13 protein-coding genes and 2 pseudogenes are annotated in these 20,209 nt (G+C 38.8%); 1 reads left to right on the top strand and 14 read right to left on the bottom strand.

Features of this window, described 5'->3' with window-relative positions; all coding sequences use genetic code 11:
* Positions 1 to 119: 119 nt before the first annotated feature.
* Positions 120 to 464 carry a hypothetical protein gene (locus PGZ10_RS06465; RefSeq protein ID WP_015533346.1) on the bottom strand — a complete coding sequence of 115 codons (345 nt, stop codon included), beginning with the start codon at positions 462 to 464 and terminating at the stop codon, positions 120 to 122.
* Between the two features lie 129 nt (positions 465 to 593).
* On the opposite strand from PGZ10_RS06465, the gene PGZ10_RS06460 reads away from it, so the two are divergent.
* Positions 594 to 845, top strand: coding sequence for a helix-turn-helix domain-containing protein (locus PGZ10_RS06460; RefSeq protein WP_015513363.1), 252 nt, complete (start codon positions 594 to 596; stop codon positions 843 to 845).
* Positions 846 to 899: 54 nt separating this feature from the next.
* On the opposite strand, the gene PGZ10_RS06455 is transcribed toward PGZ10_RS06460, so the two are convergent.
* From PGZ10_RS06455 to PGZ10_RS06395, 13 genes and pseudogenes are all read right to left on the bottom strand, one after another.
* Positions 900 to 1,508, bottom strand: a complete 609-nt coding sequence (locus PGZ10_RS06455) for a DUF6664 family protein (protein WP_055147690.1) — start codon at positions 1,506 to 1,508, stop codon at positions 900 to 902.
* Between the two features lie 296 nt (positions 1,509 to 1,804).
* Positions 1,805 to 2,302, bottom strand: a pseudogene (locus PGZ10_RS06450) (carboxymuconolactone decarboxylase family protein); the annotation flags it as partial.
* A 28-nt stretch (positions 2,303 to 2,330) separates the two neighbouring features.
* Positions 2,331 to 2,555 (bottom strand): annotated as a pseudogene (locus PGZ10_RS06445) (flavodoxin); the annotation flags it as partial.
* Between the two features lie 81 nt (positions 2,556 to 2,636).
* Positions 2,637 to 3,380 (bottom strand): hypothetical protein, encoded by a 744-nt coding sequence (locus PGZ10_RS06440; protein ID WP_006426953.1) that lies wholly within the window; start codon positions 3,378 to 3,380, stop codon positions 2,637 to 2,639.
* A gap of 140 nt (positions 3,381 to 3,520) precedes the next feature.
* A complete protein-coding gene (locus PGZ10_RS06435) occupies positions 3,521 to 3,904 on the bottom strand; it encodes a DUF6262 family protein (RefSeq protein ID WP_015513361.1) in 384 nt (127 codons plus the stop codon).
* Positions 3,879 to 5,378, bottom strand: a complete 1,500-nt coding sequence (locus PGZ10_RS06430) for a tyrosine-type recombinase/integrase (protein ID WP_270540965.1) — start codon at positions 5,376 to 5,378, stop codon at positions 3,879 to 3,881. Before PGZ10_RS06430 ends, PGZ10_RS06435 begins: the two co-directional genes overlap by 26 nt.
* Positions 5,368 to 7,098 carry a tyrosine-type recombinase/integrase gene (locus PGZ10_RS06425; RefSeq protein ID WP_007886448.1) on the bottom strand — a complete coding sequence of 577 codons (1,731 nt, stop codon included), beginning with the start codon at positions 7,096 to 7,098 and terminating at the stop codon, positions 5,368 to 5,370. Before PGZ10_RS06425 ends, PGZ10_RS06430 begins: the two co-directional genes overlap by 11 nt.
* Positions 7,099 to 7,126: 28 nt before the next feature.
* Complete coding sequence (locus tag PGZ10_RS06420; protein ID WP_006426957.1) at positions 7,127 to 8,251, bottom strand: tyrosine-type recombinase/integrase; 1,125 nt, start codon at positions 8,249 to 8,251, stop codon at positions 7,127 to 7,129.
* 155 nt (positions 8,252 to 8,406) lie between these two features.
* Entirely contained in the window at positions 8,407 to 10,374 is a 1,968-nt protein-coding gene (locus tag PGZ10_RS06415) for an ATP-dependent DNA helicase (RefSeq protein ID WP_173791120.1), read from the bottom strand.
* Positions 10,375 to 10,908: 534 nt separating this feature from the next.
* The gene (locus PGZ10_RS06410) at positions 10,909 to 11,343 is read right to left on the bottom strand and encodes a helix-turn-helix transcriptional regulator (protein WP_007886453.1); all 435 of its coding nucleotides are present in this window, start codon (positions 11,341 to 11,343) and stop codon (positions 10,909 to 10,911) included.
* A 327-nt stretch (positions 11,344 to 11,670) separates the two neighbouring features.
* Complete coding sequence (locus PGZ10_RS06405; RefSeq protein WP_007884654.1) at positions 11,671 to 12,297, bottom strand: hypothetical protein; 627 nt, start codon at positions 12,295 to 12,297, stop codon at positions 11,671 to 11,673.
* A 17-nt stretch (positions 12,298 to 12,314) separates the two neighbouring features.
* Positions 12,315 to 13,175, bottom strand: coding sequence for a contact-dependent growth inhibition system immunity protein (locus tag PGZ10_RS06400; RefSeq protein WP_007884653.1), 861 nt, complete (start codon positions 13,173 to 13,175; stop codon positions 12,315 to 12,317).
* Between the two features lie 66 nt (positions 13,176 to 13,241).
* Positions 13,242 to 20,207: an RHS repeat-associated core domain-containing protein gene (locus PGZ10_RS06395; RefSeq protein WP_270540969.1), complete on the bottom strand. Its 6,966-nt coding sequence runs from the start codon at positions 20,205 to 20,207 to the stop codon at positions 13,242 to 13,244.
* Positions 20,208 to 20,209: the final 2 nt, after the last annotated feature.

The raw sequence follows: 20,209 nt of genomic DNA, 5'->3' as shown, positions 1-20,209 counted from the left end.
AATATGCTCCTTTTATACTTATCTCTTATCACTCCAGGTTTCCGCAAAATCAAATTTCACAAACTCTACTAATAATGATACCACAAAAATGAGTTAGGGTATATTTTTATTTACATTTCTTAAGCTAATTCTCGAAGCCATTCTCTGATTTCCATTGGTGTATTTTTGCAAAAATCCCTAATCCACATTTCATGCAATCTGGACTCTGATTCTGTATTTTCTATGCTCACAGCACATCCACCTGTTTCCTGAAGTGCTTCCAAACAATCCCATTCTTTTTTAAAGTCTCCTGCAAATTCCATCCAAACTTTTATGTGATATTCCTTAAAACCAAGATGATAAATCAGATAAGTCAACCTGTCGAAATCAGCTAACTGCATTTTTTCTTTCTTAAATAATAGCCTTTTATCATGCTCGCTGCATAAATATAAAAATGCAAACTGTTCTATTTTTACCTGCTCCATATATTTCTCCCTCTTCTGTTCTTGTCTCACTTTTACAACCGATTCTACCTTGTCCAATCGTTAAAATCAATACAGATGGTGCAAAAAGTGAGACAAGCCATCCTTTTACCAGAGAGGAAGAGATTTAAGATGCCAAAGCCAAGGACACAGTCTGGTGAGAAGAATCTGATTAGCCAGCGATTGATTGAACTTCGCAAGACCCACAATATGTCTCAGCGTGATCTTGCCTATAAACTCCAGTTAGCTGGTTACGATATGGATAAAAATGTAATCACCAGAATCGAAACAAACAAGCGTTATGTCACTGATCTTGAATTAAAAGCCATTGCTGAAATCTTTCAGGTTTCATACATATTTCTCATTGATGGCAAAGATGAATAGAAGTGACAAATGGGGAAGTTCCTTTCGTGCTTCCCCATTTTATCCGTCCCTTTTTTACAAATTTAATAGTTCCAGAATTTTCTGCATGCCAGCCTGATATAAAGATTCCGCATATAATATCCATCTCTCACTAACTTCAGTAACGTATTTGTCTATTGTTTTTCGCTTTTCTTTTGATAATCCCATTGTCTGAACCTGTTCTTCATATTTCGATATTTTTTCAAGCATTCCCTGGTACACTGTATTTTCTTTCAGCTGATCTTCAACCTCATCAATCCAGGTATCCAGCAGCAACTCCAGCAGTTTCTTTGTGTCACCGTCATCATTTCCCAATATTGCTTTTTTAATTTTTCCAAGCATTGCTCCATAGGAGATCATTTGAGCCTGTCCCATATAAAAATGGTACTGTTCTTCTATCATTTCCTTTTCGCTTTCCAGTCGGAAATATTGATGCACTGCCTTATGCTCTTCTGTCGTTAGACTGATTGCCTGATTCGACTCCATAAATGTTTCTATTACTGGATACCTCTCTGTAAGTTCCAGTATTTTATTTTGCAGTCTCTGGTATTCCGCATCATGCTTTTTCAGATAGGTGCAAACCTGTTCTCCTATCCGTATCCCCAAGCATTGCTCATTCCAGATGATATCTGGCTGTGCTGTCATATCGGTGTCTCCCTTCTGTGTAGTTTTCCTGTTCCAAGCACAAGACTATACCACACTTCTGGGAGAAAGCTATTCACCAAACCTACTGAAATCTCCTGGCAGATCCTGTGCAACCTATCCCTTTTTCCACAAAAAAACTGGTATGAAAGACTCCTTGTTCTCTCATACCAGCTATCTATTTCTTATTTAACTGAATACACATTCTTTTCTATTCTCTGTGTATCCTGTACTTATTTATGGCAAAAATCAGACTACAGACACGCTATACACTCTTATGCTACATAATCCAGTTTACTGCATCCTGGTTCGAATGTCACATTGAAAATTCCAACCTGAGAAGTAGAAATCGGTGCAAGAAAACTTCTGCCCGAAAAATACTGTGCAAAGCCATCGTTTGGTGTACCAATTGGAAATACCATCTTTTTTGCATGCGCCCGCATCGCTTCCTCTTCGTATGACAAATCTCCTTCGCCTGTTTCCCACACTTCCTTTGCAAGATTGAAAACAGCCCATGCTTTTGGCCAACCTGCATAGAATGCGGCATGCGTGATCACTGCAGCAATCTCTTTTTGTGTCACACCATGATTTTTTGCATTTTGAAGATGATATTTTAAAGAAGAATCCGTAATTCCGGAAGCCATCAGAGCAACCACTGTAATAATGCTTCTTGTTTTTACGTCGATGTCCTGGTTATTCCAGTTTTCGCCGAAAAGTACATCATCGTTAAAATGTGCAAATTCCGGTGCGAATTCACCAAGTGTATTTCTCCCTGCTGTCTGTACTATTTTTCCCATATTCTGTATACCTCCATAACGCTGTTATTTATAAAGAGTTTACCCATTCAGCGATTTCCTGTTTCGTTCCACAATTTAACAGTCTGCCTTCTGTAATAACTGCGTCTGATGCAGATGACTGCAATTCTTTCACAGTGTTCCCAAATCCACTTCCTCCGGATGTTGCAAAAAGCACAATCTTTTTACCACTGAAATCGTAAGCTTCTAAAAATGTATTGATGATTGTCGGAGCCACATACCACCAGATTGGGAATTAAAATGTAGCCAGTTCCCCTCATGCGTTGATTTTACTGGGTTTAACTGTATACAAAACTGTGTTTACTGTTACTATCTTTCATTCTTTTCCAAAATAGCTTTGAAGCATAGGCCACATTATTTTCATATATGACACAAAGCTCAGCTCTACTTGTGCTTCATTAAACCATCCAACCATAAAGCTATTTATCTCTTCAAATAATACTTTTGAAAGTTTCTGAATAATAATTGTGTTATCCACTTCTTCAGTATAATCTTTCGCATACATTTTACATATAGAACGCACTCCAAAATAATTATATAGCACACCTACCGTTGTTTTTAATGCTTCAATATCTCTTGGAAAATCTGTTCTATTCATCATATTCACTACTAATTGATGTCTTGAGTTTAGGTAATTCCTAACTGTACTATTACCTATTTCAACATCAACTGTAAATGAAAAATCTTGAGTTTGTATACTATCTGCTCCTAACATTATCATCAATTCAACTTGTGCTGCATGATATTCTGTATAACCAGACAAAGCCATATATTTCCAAGAATCTTGCTTTGCATACATTTCCGTATCTAAAATATGCGTAAATTCATGAAACACAATATACCTTGGTATTTCCGAACTTTTGCATATCCTTAATATATGTTCATCTGTTTTCGTATTATAGTAAGCTTGGGCGGCTGAAGCGAATCCTGCTGCATCGCTTTCCTCAACATTAATTTCAAAAAAATCTATCTTATACTGTGGTAATTTCTCAATTTCCATAAACTCAATATATTCTTTTTCATATTCTTTAATTAAATTTTTAATTTGTATTTCTGTCATATTGTTTTATACCTCATATCAAAGTTAGCATTTCACTTTTAGTATACCATAAAACAATCCCATTCTCATTCTATATATTTTATCCTCAACGATGAAAAGATGTGTCTGCACACATCTCTTCCATCTTATTATTTTCAATGTTATAAGTTCTTAATAAAATTCAAATCCTGTTTCCGTAATGCCTTCTGTAACTTTTCGTTCTTTCTCTTCAGTTCCTTATTTTCTCTGCTCAGAGCTGCCACCTTCTGGTTCAACAGTTCAATCTGTTTTTCCATCGCCATGTTCAGAATTTCTCTTCTTGGATCTATCATTCCGGCCTGTTGCTCTACTGCTTGGTTCAATGTATCCCGGACGGTTGGATTTTTATAAAAGAATCCTCTCGACAATCCAGTTTTCTTCATCAGCTTTGGAACGCTGATACGTTCTTTATTTGCCAGCATATCTTGTATTGCTTGCAATGCCAGTTCAATTTTCTCTTTACTTTTTCTCTGATTTTCCTCAATCATCTTGTCGTATTTGCTCATATTCTTCACCCCATCTTGCCAGACTCATATATATGATGTCACTCATCCTCTGTCTTACTTCTCTGGTTTCGTCTGCCATTCTTTGATTGCTCATTTTCCGGTAATGCTGTACATTATTCAGTCTTTTATGCCCCAATAGTCTCGCTATCGTCCAGTCATCCAGATGCATTTCTGTAAGTTTGACGCCATAGTAGTGCCGGAACATGTGCGTTCCAAACCCGAATAATTCGCCATGATCATCTTTCAACTGCTTTTCCTGTATCATGGACATGACTTTTGTTTTTATAGCCATATACTGCATCGGGCGGTCAGGTTCTTTTTCATTAACAAATATGTATTCTGTATCACCGAACTTTTCCTGTGTATATTCAATAGAACTCTGTAACAGTTTTGCAAGTTCTTTACTGATCGGTTTTTTATATCTTTTAGTTTTAACTTGATATATTTCAATCATATCTTGGCCATTTTCTCTCGTCAGACAATCTGGTCTCAGTGTAAGGGTATCTGATATCCTAGTTCCAAGCATCTGATGTATCAGAAGACATCTTGCAATCTGTACATCCATCTGTGTAATTTCCGCATTCAGTCGTTTCATTTCATCATCAGAATACACTCTAAATTCTGCATTTACTTCCGGTGGAATATCCGTATTAATAAATAAATGCTCCAATCTTTCATAGCTGTAAATTTTTCCGATTGTCTCTAACTGTCGTCTTAATGAAATTACATAAGAACTATTCGCACTATGGGAAGTATCTTTTGTTGACAGATGTATCAAAAATTCTTCCAACACTTCTCTGTCTATTTCACTGCAGCTTTTTATTTTGGAATACTCTTTTTGGAGATATTCTGAGAATATCCTCATTATTGTCAATTCTCCCTGTACAGTTCCTATTGCTTCATACTGCAGATTCATATAAACAGCTTTCTTACATTCTTCCCTGATATCTGGCTGATATATTTTTCTGAAATCCAGTGTTTTTACATTATAAATTGGATTGGATCTGATTTTAATATCCAGATTTTTTAGTTCCCAAACATCTTTTTCTATCTCATCCCGTAAATCTTCTGGCCCTAAAAATTTCAGTACGTTTCTGAAATATAATATCGTCACTGCTTCGCCATAGCTTACTGTACCATACACACTCTTCTTTTCTTTTACAATAGTTATTCCCTGTTCTAACATCCAGCCTTTTAAAAGTGATATCCATTTTTCTGGATTTCTATCTCCAAGGCTTTTGATTCTCCGATTTATTCTGATGTTCAAAAACTTTGCAATATGATTATAAGCTGTTCGATCCTGAATCAATGCTCTAAACGTTCCGTTTTTGCAGCGATACATAATATAACCTCGAAACTCTTCCTTTAATTCTTGCGTTGGAAGCAACGTTAAATCAAATTTTCCATTATCCTTACGTGTCCCTGTTTCTTGTAAATTGGGGAAATCGCTGAAGTATATAATATCATTTTCCATCTTTTTCCTCTTTCTTTAGCCATGATGCTAAACTACTTCCTTGCATTTCAAAGAACTCATCATTTGCTTTTGCAATCCTTTGCGGCATATAATCAATATACTGTCTTGTCATCTCTTCATAAGTATGTCCAAGATAATCCCTGATACTTTGCAGTGATACATGACTGTCATAAAACATAGTTGCTACTGTATGTCGATAATCGTGTGATTGAAATAAATATTCTCCATTTGCAATCTTATTTTCCCGGCACGCTTCTATCATCTGAGTTCGGAATGTACCATATAGACAAGCACCACCTCTGCTGTTTTTAAAAATGAATTCTTCAGGCTGAATTTCATGTTTTTTCAAGTATACTTTCATAATCTGATAAAGTGCCTGTGGGATTGGAATCCTTTTATAATTCTTCATTTTGACCTGATACACCTGAATCCAATAATCCTCGCCCTGCTGATAATAAGCATTTCCTTTCAATGTACACACTTCACTCGCCCGTAATCCTAGACACCACAGATGTAGGAACATACATCGTAATCGCTCTGGAAAAAGATATAATTTTTTCAAAATTTCCATATATACTGTTTCCTCAACGCTACGATCATGATGTACTATTACTTCTTTTTGTTGGAAATATTCAATTCGGAATGGCATTCTTGTAATATACTGTTTAACTTCCATGAATTTATAAAAATGACCGATACCGAAAATTCTTTCATTAAATCCCTTTGCCTGTATTCCCCGTTCTCGCAAGCCGTCTGCATACTTTTTTACTTCTGCGACAGTTGCATGAATCGCCAGTATCTTTTCTTGTTCCAGCAGTTCAATAAAATTTCTAATACATACAAATCTTCGTACAATCGTGCTGACTGCCTGTCCAGTAATTCCCAGTTCATATTTCATGTATGCCTGTAAAATTTCTCGATTCTGTATTTCCTTGACTTCCATAAAAGAAATGCTAATTAAGGATTTACTTTCGTCTATCCGATGTTTTCCAAGATGTAATCGTTCCAGATACCATACATTTGCTTCCCATTGGATCTGTTCCTGCTGCATAAACGCATCTCTTCTGCATTCACCTAAAATACTTCGTTGACTCGTTTCGGGAAAATTCTTTAAAATAGTTTCCACTTGTTCCATTTCCAGCAATCCAATATCCGTAATATTTAACTGAACACAAGAATCATAAAGAAGTTTTAAGGATTTTAACCTGACATTTCTATAAGCCTTAGACATTGAAGTATTGGCAATGATACGACTCAACGTATAAAAAATTTGTTTCTTTAAAACTTCTGAACAATTTTGTGTAAAATCCCACACCAATAGGTTTGTTTTATAAGAAGTTTCAAAGGTCTCAGCTATTTCCTTTTCCGGATAATACTTCAGAAAATAAATTTTATTTTGATATTTCCATTCATATATCCGCTTTCCATTTAGCGTCTGCATTTGTTGATAGATATGTTGTTGTTTTACCGTATCATATATTTTCAAATAGAAAGATACAATTTGTGATCGTATCTGTCCTCTTAAATATTGTTCATACGAATTTCGCAAAGGATAATCCATTTCTTCCAGATGCCAGATTTTTCTATCTGCCAAGAACTTTTTCAATTTGTTAATTCTTGAATCGCTTTTTATTCCAAGTGCATCAATTTCTGAATATAGTTCCTGCTTTTTCTTCTCAATATCTACTTCAGATTCTGTTATGTGTTCTGCCTGTTGCAATAAATATATAGGTATTTCTCACACCTCCCTACTCCAGCAGACGTTCCGCCCCATAAATAGCAGTGTGTTGTGCATAAAACTCATTACTTGCTTCTATCAGTTCATCATCCAGCCAGTCCAGATACTTTATAGTCGTATCCAAATGTTTATGCCCCAATGCCTGACTGATCATTTCCAGTTCCCATCCTGCCTGCTTTCGCATATTTGCAAAATAGTGACGTAACATGTGGGGTGTGATTTTAACTCCGGTTTTCTTTTCCATTCGGTCCAACATATCATATACACTGTCCACTCTTAATGGCTTTCCAATGTTCTCACCCATGATATTCACAAACAGGTAATCCTGATGTTGCAGGATTTTCCGATATTTTGCCAGATAATCCATGAGAAATTCAAACGTATCATTACTTATCTTGGCACTTCTGTATTCCGCATTTTTGGCTCTCGCTTCATTTTCATTATCTTCCCGGAAGCATACCCTTATCATGTGATTCCTATAATCAATATCTTTGACATATTTTACTCCCAGTAGTTCCCCAATTCTGTATCCGGTTTCTGCTAACATAAGTAACAGAAGCTGATCTCTTCGGTTCGTACAGGCCTGTAAAATTGTAATAATCTGATTTTCTTTTGCTGTTCTCCCACGATGTTCCTCTTCCTTCAGATAGGCTTTAAAAGAATGATTCCGCAGTACCTTTTTTACTCCCACCTGATTAACCGCTATAATCTGGTTATACGATAAGGTTTTGAGACTTCCGTACTGTTCATATTCTGCCTCTATAAATAAATAGAACCTGAACACATCTTTTAAGTATGCGTTGCAGGTTCCTTCATTCGGACACTTCTTTTCTCCAGCCGTTTGCTCTGTATGGTTTCCGGCTTTAAGCCAGTATAAAAATTCCACAAAGTGTTCTGTCTGTTTTTCATAATCTAACTGATAGACTTCTGTGAGTTCCATTTCTTTCTCTGCCATATATTTCATATAATAGCAGATTGAAAATGCTGTGCGTTTCACTGTATTTGGTGAACGTTTACATTTAATCTTATGCATTAGATATTTACTTGGCAGTTCTTCAATACTCATTGTTTCCAGATTTCTGATGAAAAAATATTTTTCTGTTCCATCTTTTATCGTTTCCACCTTGTATATCATAAGCTGCCTCCTTTCCTCTAACGCTATACACAGTATACCCACTTCATGCCGAAATAGCTATTCATCAATACCAACAATCCCACCGAAAACGCCCTTGAAATACCACCAAACTTTTCGTGCAAAATCTGCTTTTTCTGTAGCAGAACCACGAACGGTTACAGGTAGTATTCCACGCCTTTCCGGTTTCGAATAAAGTGCTGGACATCCTTGATATCTTTTGCCATCTTGCAGCTCGGAAGCGCACACATTACTTCCTCATGATACCTGCCACCTTCTCCTGCACGCTCGTCTAAAATGGACACGACACAAGTATCTGTCTCGGTGCGGAGAGCACGTCCGAATCCCTGTCTTAGTTTTTTCTGCATGTCTGGAACAATCACTGCCTGAATATAATCTTTCAGGCTGGCATATTCCTTCTTCTGTGCTTCACTGATGGGATCAGGAACAGCAAAGGGCAGTTTTACTATAATCAGCGAAGATACCATATCTCCAGGGAAGTCTACTCCTTCCCAACAGGAGCCGGCTGCAAAAAGGACAGCATTGTCCATCTGTTTAAATCTTGTGATCTCTTCCGGTGAATGTCTCCACACCTCTATCATCGGGAACGGAATTTCATCCCTTAACATCTGGTAAACGTTTCCCATCAAATGATAAGATGTAAACAGCACTAGCGTATGCCCGTAAGTCGAACAGATCAGTGAATGGATATGGCCTGCTATCATCTCTGCCTCTTCCTGACTTTCTCTTCTGCATGTCTTCAAATTCTTTGGCAGATATAACAGACAGTTCTTCTGATATTCAAACGGGGAGTCTGCCACATATTCCCGGACTCTCCGCACTCTCTGTAATCCTGTCATTTTCCGAATGTGGGAAAATCCCTGTCCGGTTTTTAAAGTTCCGCTTGTCAGAATCGCTCCCATTCCTCTGCTCCATAATATCTGGTCCAGATACTGTGGAATCCGTCTGCTGGATGCACACAATATAATCCGGTGGTCATGGTCCTGCTTCAGATGCAGCACATACTTCTTATCCTGATGGAAAAAGCATTCCAGCACACTTTTGGTTTCTTCCAGCTTGTTTCTGATCCACTTTGGAATCTTCTTTTCTAATTTTTCTATGATCTTATTCATGGTCTGTATCCCCTCATATAAATACATTGCACACTCTTCTGTCATGTGGAATTCTTCTTTTATCCCATATCTGGTTCTGTGGTTTTCTCCTATGATGTCCAGCACCATCCGGATCGTCCCGGACAGTTTTCTTATCTCCGGGCCTTGGTACTCATTCCCAAGATAAAAGCAGATTTCTCGGATATCGTCATAACAGAGGCTCTTCCCAAACATCTGCTTTGCCGCATCCGGCAGCTTATGTGCTTCATCGACAATCAATGCTCGGTAGTCTTTTAATAACGGGCGGTAATCCTGCAGCCTGTGATAACCATCAGCCAGCAGATAATTGTGATTACAGATCTGAATGAACATTTCATGATCTCTGGAACGCTCCAGATACTGCTGATACCTGCATGAGCCTCTTTTCGGGCAGTCTCCCGAACAGAACTTCGGTACACTCACCATCCTTCTGTCAAACCCACTTAAGTTGGACACTTCGTCCATATCATAATGTTCTTTCAACGACAGCAGAGCTTCTTTCTGCAACGCATTTTTGTTTTTTTCTTCGATTGCAACGATTCGGTGCTCCAACCTCTCATCGCAGACAAAATGCTCTTTCCCTTTTCGTATCACAGCTTTAATAGGGGCCTGAATCGTCCCGTTCTCCTGAAGAATCCGGGAGAGAAAAGGGATATATTCTGTAAGAATTGCTTTCTGGAGTGCAATGCTGGAAGTGGATATCACGACCGGACGCTGCTCATAAGGGGAACATCCTTCTGCAAGGAGGGAATATTTTCTCATCAGAACACAGGCCACCAGATAGGCATACGTCTTGCCGATACCGACACCCGCGTCACACAGTGCTATGTTTCTTCCCAGCAGGTTATCCAGCATTTTGTGGCATAACATAATCTGTTCTTCCCTTACTGCCATTCCATGTTCCGGGAACAGCACTCGGAAAATAGTATCAATTTCTCGATGCGCTCTATTGAGATATTCTCTTGTGTAATACATAATTTGTTACCTGATATGCGTGCTGATATCACATCAATACGGCTGTAAAGGATTTCTCCCTACAGCCGTATGTATCTGATATCAACGACACATTCTTCCTTGATTTCTTATACTTTTGATTTTTGGCGTTGTATTTGTCCTCGACTCCCCCATTGCCTTACGGGAACATTACAGGCGGATGCTTGGCATTGCACCGCTCACGGATTTTCTAAAAGTCTTGCTGATTACAACCCAAAGTCCATCCTCTGCTCACTGGCAGTTCCTATGTATCATTATCCCCTCGTAAGTGATCCTCGCAAAAGACCGCCACGGTCCTGTTTCAGTTAAAGATGATTCGCTCGAAACGAAAACGCCACAAAAGAACTCTGCCTCTCACTTTCTGGTCTAATTTCTTCCATGCCCTTTTCATCTGTCCTCGCGTCTTCCTGCCACGCTTCTACTTACGGGAACGTACCTGTAATGCTGGTATGAGGTTGTCAAAGTACACTGGCAAAATTTACCTGCCTATTAAATAGCCGACGAAAAACGCCATAATTATTCAATTTTTGATAAATTTTTTAATTTTTTTCTCAAACGGTTTCTTTTGGTATAAATCGTCTGTTCTGCCATTCCCATAATCTTAGCAACTTCTCTTCCAGAATATCCCCATGTACTGAGTAAGAGGATTTCCAGTGTCTGATGCTCCGTTTCTTTCAATAGTTCATAGATTCGCTTATCACCTATGTGATCCAGAAGCTCCTTTACATCCCTTGCAAACAGCTCGCTGTCCTTTTCTTTTATGGAATCCATATCCTGCATCGTTTCATCCAGATGTTCCCGGTATCTGCGCTCTTCCAGAAAGTCTTCCCTGTCCATCTGGCGCAGCTTTTGGATCTTCTCTTCTTCCATTCCCAGTTCACGCAATTTCTTTTCTTCCTGTTCTTTCCAATAATTCCACTTTCGTTCTTCACTTGTCTTGTTATAAGCCATTTATCTTTCCTCCGATCTGATTTTTGATATAGAAATCAAATCGGAGCATGGCGGTGACCGGATAGGTACGTTATAATGTTCGAAAAATGTCGAAGAAAAAAATGCTGCAACCTCTTCGATTACAGCACTTTTTTCCATCTTACGTGAATATTTCTTGTTGGTTCATAGGAGATTCCTTCTTTTTCTCATAATGAATAAAAGACTCTTGTCATCCATTATTTATTATAATTTTTCTACTATTACAATAGCTTTTTTAACAAGTTTTCTTGTCTTGGAGTTTAAAAGAAAGCTACCAGTTTTTTTCCTCTGATAGCTTTCCATTCATTCTTATTCTGTTGGGAACATCGCTGCTTCCAACTTATTCATCTCTGTATCCAAAAGACCATATTTTCCTGAGTTATCTTTTTCCACGGATACGTTTACAGTAACAGCTTTTCCATATCTGTTCTTTTCAAGACTCTTCTGGACACTTTCTGTTAATACAGCTGCAAAGACTTCCGGATCATTTCCATCCAATCCCTGCTTTATTTTTTCATTGCTTACCTCTGTAGAGCTTTGTTGCAATGTCTGAAATACATTGGATGGTTCAACTTGTACACTTACTGTATAGACTCCATCCTCTTCTTTCACATCTTGTACTTTGTATTTTGCCAGTTTCTTTACTTCTGTCAGTTTTTCCGCATAATCAGCAATTCCTTTATCCGTAATGTTATCGGAATCATCAAATTGCTGTTGGATACTCTCATTAAAATCCTCTTCGATTTCTTTCTTGGCATCTTTTTCCGAGATTTCTAACAGATTCGCATAGTCCTTATATTCTCCATGATAGTGTGCATCAAGAGAACTTTGGACGTAGGATTTGGCATCAAAGTCTGGTTGTCTGGAGCAAGCTGATAACAATATACATACTATAATTCCTATACTTATGCACAAAACACAATTCTTCTTTTGCATATTCTCTCCTTCACGCTTTATTTATCTTCAATTTTTATCGAAAATAACATTTTTAAATACTGTTCTATTGACTCCTTTTGAACTTTTCTTTCAATATTATATGGAATGCACATAAAAAACTCCACATAACCATTATCAATAAAACTCAGCAATACTTCTCCATTTTCTGTTAAAAAATGTACATATTTTTTATTACATTTACTTTCAAATTTAATATTCGACATTTGCTTGTATATTTTTTTGTAATGATTTTTTATGCTTACTTCATCTGTACAATCAGTTCCATCACCTATCAAAAAAGAAATATACAACTTATCATAATCTTCATTTCTATATGTCATATAAGAATCTGTATGACCATCACCAATATTTTTATAATGCTCATTTGGAATCGAATAACTAATTATTTTCCCCTCTAATGTTTCAAATCTTTCTGTTTCATCAATTCTAATTTCACATGGTTCAAACATTTTTTTTATAAACAAGCCCAATTCATAATCCGACATTTCTATAAAATTAATATAATCTTTTTCTTCCGTTTTTCGCGAATATCCCCCTCTATTATTCCGTTCCCATCTTCTAATTTCTAATTCATCTCCATTTTGTTTCAAATCAATTCTTTGATAATTCTTGGAAAATGTTGGAAAACTTTTATATTTTGTTTGTTTCCAAAAATTGTTTAATTGAGATTCGTCTACTTTTGGGGAACTTTCTGCAATTTTTATTCCTTTTCTAATTGCACAGCCTATCTTATCTATTGTTTCTTCAGCCATAATTTCAATTGTAGGTTCGATAGAAATATAACATCCCATAAACCTTTCAATGGCATTAGGCACAATTAAGAAACCATATTTTTGATTATAATATACAGAAATCATATCCGTTTTCTCCTCTCTATTACTTAAGGGGAATAAAATATTCCCCTTAAGCTATTTACTTTGCTATTATTTTCCTACTGTAATAATGAGTTTAACACCTTTATCAATACCATGTTTTGTAGCATTATTAACTGCATTTATCTGAGCTTCGCTTAATGTTACATTTGGAACAACTACTTGTAATTGTCTACCCACTATTTCTTCCGCATTAACAAATTTACCATTAAATGTTTCTCCTATAAATCCTGAAACTTTATTAATGTCCTTGACAATTACCTTTTCCAATTTATTACCATTTTGATAAGTCTTTGCACCTAAGTCTCGGCTTTTAACACTAGTCACAACACCATTTTCTACTTTATCTATGATCGGGAAATTGTGTCCCAAGTTATTTCCCATAGCTTTGTCAATAATATCTCCTCGCTCTAATGGTGGTTTTTCCCAAGTGCCTTCTGGCAATTTTGTTTCGGTTACTTCTGCAACTAATTTTTTAAACGATTTATCAATCCCATCATTATGGGTACTTCCTGCACTCCTTACTACATTCAAAAGTTTCCCAGCCCCATAACTAAGGCCACCCATAACGCCACCTGTCACTGCTCCTGCAATACCACCGACTAACGTATCTTTTGCTACTTGTTTCAGACTATTTCCAGACAAACCTGAATTCACTGCACTATATGAAGCTCCACCAATAGCTCCAATAACTGCTCCTGAAACCATCGCCGTTCCTAAGCCACCCATTGCTGGCAATGCTGCCAGAACTGCTCCTGCAGCCAAACCGCCTGTTGCAGCAACTACAAGACCAGAAACTGTAACCGCAGTTATACCAATGGCTACTTTTTTCACCGCATTCCAGTCTACTTTTCCAAGCTTATCTGTAATACGATTTGTTGTCGTACACATATGTCGTACCACTTCTGAGCGGATTTCTGCCGTTCTTTCTGAAACATAGGATTTGAAAGATGTATAAGTTTTTCCAATTTTCTGTACCCCATTGCTTACAGAACGAATAAACTGACTTCCTCTGGATGTGATCTTTTGATATGTACTGCTACTGGTTACACGATTTTTCACAGATTGATATGTCTGTTTTGCATGTTTAGCTGCATTTTTGGCAGTTTTTGCTACCCCCTTCACTGTGTTAACAATAGTTTTTGCTGCTTTCTTAGCTGTATTTACTACTGTTTTGACTACCTTTTTCGCAGTATTAACGATTTTCTTGCCGACACTCTTGACTGCTTTCGCTGCTTTTTTAGCTGTACTCTTAATCCTGCTCCACAATGAATGTCCTGTCGGATCACTGTAATTCAGCGGATTATTGGTCGTATAATCGTAGCGGTTTCTGGTCAATGGATTTTCTGTCGTTCCAAGGTCACTATCTTCAGTTGTAAAGGTTCCGTTCTCTGCGTTATAGTATCTTGCCCGCAGATACTGAAGTCCTGTTTTTACATTTGTGGACTCCCCATTGTAACCGTAGTAATTGACACCGTCTGCTGTTCCTGATGTAAGGTTACCGTATGAATCATACTGATAACTGTTCGTCAGATTAGCTGTTTCGGTCAGGATTCCGGTCACGCTGTTTCTTCCGTCATATAAATAATAACTGCTTTCTTCCGATTTATCAACGCTTACCCGTTCTCCGATTCCACTTTCTCCATAAGTATAAGCCTGACGTACTTTCTCGTCTGCTCCATACTCTGCAAGGACTTCTGTATTCTCGCGATTGATATCGTTGATATACTCTGTCAGTGTGTATCCTTTGGCATTGGAACCGCCTTTTACCAGAGAGGCAAGCTGCTCTTTCGGGCTGTTTCCATCTTCGGTACGCTGGTTCGCCGGGATCAGGACTTCATCGCCATAGCAGTCTTCCCATTTATAGGTGTTATCAAGTTCGAATACCCGGTTGTTATCTCCATCGTACATGGCTGCCATCAGGACTGTTCCACCCTGTTTTACTACTGCCAAACGATTCTCTGCTGTGTATTCATAAGTAACCGGATCTGCACTGTTTGTCTTATCACATTCCTGGATCAGATTGCCATCTTTATCATAGCTGTAGGTTGTTCCCGGATCGCCCCAGATCTTTGCATTGGTGCGTTTGATGAGCTGGTTGGAATCGTTGTACTTATAGTTATATTTTGCTTTGCTGACACCATCCTCGATCTTCTCGTAAGAGGTCCGGTTTCCAATCTTGTCATAAGTATAATTATGGACTGTCTTTTTACCGCCCTCTGCTTTTTCTGTACAGCGTGTCAGTTCCCAGTTGTCATCGTATTCATAGGTACGTGTCGTCTGGATCTCTTTTTCCTGATGCTCACAGTCTGCTTTGTCTGTCTCTTTCTGTGTATCGCCCCAGTTGTACCAGTCTTCCCAGCTTGGCGTCTTTCTTGTTCCAGCTTCCAGTTCCGTAGCTGTTTCTCCAACTACATATCCCTGATCATTGTACTTGTACTCATAAGTACTGATTACTTTGCCGCAGGAACCACAGGTATTCACAATCTTTGTGATATGATCTTCTGCATCGTAAGATACTTCCGTCTTTGTTCCATTACTTCTAGTAACTTCTGTCACACGGTTCAGTGCATCATGCTTGTAAGTGGTTACTTTTCTATTACGGTCTGTCAGTTTTACCAGATTATCATTTAAGTCGTATTCATAGCTGATCTTTGTCCCATCCGGGTATACGATTGCCTGCAGATTATCTGCGTCATCATAAACGTAGCTGACATCCTTTTTCGAACCGCTTGTCACTTTGGTGATTCTTCCAAGTGCATCGTATTCGTAGCTGCTCTTGCCTGTCTGATCCTTCATGGATACCCGTTCCCCGGCACTGTTATATGCGTAGGTCACGTCCTTTTCGGATGTCTCGCCTTTTGCGTCCTGATAAGATTTCTCCAACAGGTCATTCAGTTTGTCGTAATCATACGTGGTTTTCTTGCCGCTTGCCTGTGTATGTCCGGTCAGTCTGCCTTTTTCATCATAGTCGAATTTCTCCGTTCTTCCTGCCGGATCTTTGATGGATGTCAGGTTGCCTTCTAAGTCATAAGTATAATTCGTTGTCTTATTTGCTGCATTGGTGAAGGTCACCAGGTTATCCATGTTGTCGTAACCATAAGTTGTTACACCGCCAAGGGCATCAGTTACTTTGGTCAGGTTGTCATTCTTGTCATATTCCAGATGGCTCTTTAATCCGGTCTTATCTGTAACAACCTGAATATTCCCATGTGCATCGTAATCAAATCCCGTTGTGAATCCACGCTTGTCTGTAATAGAAGTTACCCTGCTGTCCTTATCATAGGTATAGGATTCCTTCTGCCCCAGTGCATCGGTCTCTTCTGTTACACGGTTGTCTTTATCGTAGACTGTCTTTGCAACATAGCCCATCGGATCTGTTACAGATGTAACATTATAATTCTTATCATATCCATAGCTGGTCTTTCTTCCACCCGGTTTGGTGATCTCAGTAATATTTCCTGCCGGGTCGTAAGTGTAAGCAGTTATCTTACCAAGCGGATCAGCTGCAGAAGTCATCTGACCTGCCAGGTCATAACTGTAGGTATTGCTCCGTCCAAGCGGATCTGTCTCCTTCACCAGATTGCCATACTTATCATAAGAAAAGCTGGTTGTTCCATCCAGTGCATTGGTAGAAGACTTCATCTTATGGAGCTTATCGTAAGTATAAGTAGTGGTACTCTTTAAGCTGTCGCTTTCTTTTACCACGTTGTCCACTTTATCATAAGAGAAATTTTTAGTATAACCCAGTGGACTGGTCATACTCTTCAGACGTCCGGCTTTATCATAACTATAGGTATACTCTCCACCATTCGCCTGTGTCATCTTTGTGACATTGTCATTCAGGTCAACACTGTACTGTGTCTCATTTCCCTTTGCATCCGTTACAGAAATGACATTGCCATGCTTGTCGTAATCATATTTGGTAACTGCTCCCTTTGGAGAAATCTGTTCCGTCATGTTACTCAGGCTGTCATATTTGTATTCGGTAATGAGTCCCATCGGATCTTTTGATTTGGTAAGATTTCCAATGGCATCATAACGGTATTCATTTGTTTCTTTTAACGGAGAAGTCTCACCGATCTTGCGGTCCAGTTCATCATACTGGTAGGTTGTCGTATTTCCATTTCCGTCTGTCTGGGATACGAGATTGTCATTTTTATCGTAAGCATACTTGGTAACCGTACCGTTTTCATCGACAGATTCCGTCACATTATCATTTCCGTCATACTTAAAGGTGCTGGATGCTCCCAGTGGATTTGTCTGAGAAATAACCCGGTCTTTCTTATCGTAAGCGTATTTATATGTGGCTTCCTCTTCTTCTGTCATGGATAACTGGTTGCCGACTTTATCGTAGGTAAAGGTTGTTTTATGACCTTCCGCATCCGTTACCGCTGTAATGCGGTCCATAACATCATATTCATAAGATGTGATACTTCCGTCTGCTTCAGTAAGTTTCAGGAGTCTGCCGTACTGATCGTACTTGTATGTTGCTGTCCTGCCAAGTTCATCGGTCTGTGTCAGTACATTTCCGGCACCATCATAAGTATAATCCATACTGTTTCCACCATTGTCGGAGGAATGGATCAGGTTGCCTGCTCCGTCATATTGATAGGTAATTACGAGTCCCTGTGCATCCGTACATTTTACAAGCTGTCCGATGGCATCGTACTCCATCAGCACCTTGTCCCCTGTCGGCAGTATTATGGATGTGTTATTTCCCTCTTTATCATACACATAACTATACGCATTGCCGAGGGCATCTGTCATCTTTGTGCTGTTGCCCTGTGAATCGTATTCGTAAGTGGTCTTTCCTTTCAGGGCATCCACCGTCTGTTCCAGATTGTCGGTGGAATCATATTTCATTGCTGTAATGTTGCCCTTTGCATCGCTTACCGATGTCATGTTTCCATTACCATCGTAAGTCATGGTACTGGTATTTCCATTTTCATCGGTAGAGGATACCAGATTTCCATTTAAGTCATACTTCATGGATACGGTATATCCAAGGGCATCTTTGGATGTAGTCAGATTTCCTGCCTTGTCGTAAGCATAAGTATCTGTTCTTCCCTCTTCATCGGTAGAAGATACCAGATTTCCTGCTTTATCATAAGTATATGTGGTAGTTCCACCTTCTGGGTTGGTTTCACTTAAGCGGTTTCCTGTATTATCGTAGGTATAAGTCCAGGTTCTTCCACTGTCATCTGATTTTGATACCAGATTGTCTGCCGCATCATAAGTATAAGTGGTAACTGCACCTAATTCATCTGTCTCTTTAGCGAGTCTTCCGCAGTTATCATATTCCTTGGAATGGCTGCTTCCATCTCCATAAGTAATCTTGGTTTCATTTCCTAATGCGTCATATTCATATTTGGTTATATTACCAACTGCATCTTTGGACTGAAGCACCTGTCCAAGAGAATCAAACTTGGATACGGTTGCATTTCCATTTCCATCGGTATATTTTTTCAGATTTCCTGCTTTGTCATATTCATAGAGCTTTGTTCCAAAATCTTTATTACTCTCTTCTATGACACGTCCCATGCTGTCATACTTATAAGTAATTGTATTTCCTTTTGCATCGGTTGCTTTGACCTGCTGATAATTCTTATCATAAACGTAGCTGATCTGATTTCCTTTCGGATCTGTACCACTGGTCATGTTGTACATCTTATCATAAGTATAAGTGGTGGTATTCCCCAGTGCGTCAGTACTTGCTGTAATATTTCCCACACCATCCAGCGTATAAGCGGTCACACCGCCATCGGCTGCTGTCTTGGAAGTCAGATTGCCATTCGCATCGTAACTGTTCGAGGTTACATTTCCAAGTGGATCTGTCATGGTAACTGCACGATTCATCGCGTCATACGTGAATCCCCATGCTGCTCCATTTCCATCCACATATCCGGTCATGTTCGGTCCGTCATACGAATACGTTGTTGTGACACCTCTGCCGTCTGTCTGGGATACCATACGATGTTTGTCATCGTAAGTATAGGTAATGGCTGTTCCATCCGGTTTTGTAGATGTGACCATATTTCCATTACCGTCATAACTGTAAGTAACCGTTGCTCCGTTATATCCAGTTGCACTGGTCAGCTTATTCTGCTCATTATAAGTATAAGAGGCTGTCTTTCCATCCTCTCTTGTCTCCGTTGCTACATTGCCAAATGTATCATAAGTGTAAGTTTTTGTTCCGGCTGCTGTCGTTTCGGAAGCAAGCTGATTCTCTGCATTATAAGTCTTTTCACAGGTTGTTCCATCCGGATATTCAATGGATGTTGTGCGGTACTGATCATCATAATGATAAACGGTCTTATTTCCTTCGTTATCCGTTGTTGTAGTAGAACTCTTTCCGTACTTGAAAGTTGCCGTTCCTTTTTCTGCATCAGTCTGCTCTACAACTCTTCCTTCTTTATCGTAAGTATTCTTTACAACCGTATTGCCATTCTCATCTTTCCAGCTTGTCATACGGCTGTCATCATCATATTTGTACTCTTTTGTTGTTCCATTCGGATCTGTTACAGATATCAGATTTCCCTGCTCATCATATTTGTAAGAAACTTTTCCACCATCTGGAAGAGACAGTTCCTTGATATGCCCGAATTTATCCTGTTTTACCCCGAATGTTTTTCCGGATGGTGTTGTAATCTTACTCAGATTATAATCATCGTCATAATCTAATACTGTCTTAAATCCATTCACATCCGTTACATAACGTAAAATTCCATATTTATCAAATGACCAGACGCTCTGATCCGCATCTGTCAGTTCCCATCCGATGTAGTCATGGTCTGTATCTTTATAGCTGACTGCTTTTAAATCATATACATAACCATCCGGAGTAGTGTAGCTTCCATCTTCATTCTTATCAAAGATCAGATAACTTCCGTCCCCTCTCATATACAGAAGACTTCCGTCCTCCATTTGAGAAAGTGACTGGTCATAGTTAAAGCTCCATCCACGTCCGAACATGGAATGCTGGTCTGTTCCTTTGGAATTGTAGCTTCTTGTAATGG

It is taken from the genome of Coprococcus sp. AF102-57 (assembly GCF_027686195.1).
GTDB classification, from domain to species: domain Bacteria; phylum Bacillota; class Clostridia; order Lachnospirales; family Lachnospiraceae; genus Allocoprococcus; species Allocoprococcus comes.
The sequence above is the reverse complement of the archived record's forward strand: the minus strand, read 5'-3'. Positions and strand labels throughout refer to the sequence as shown.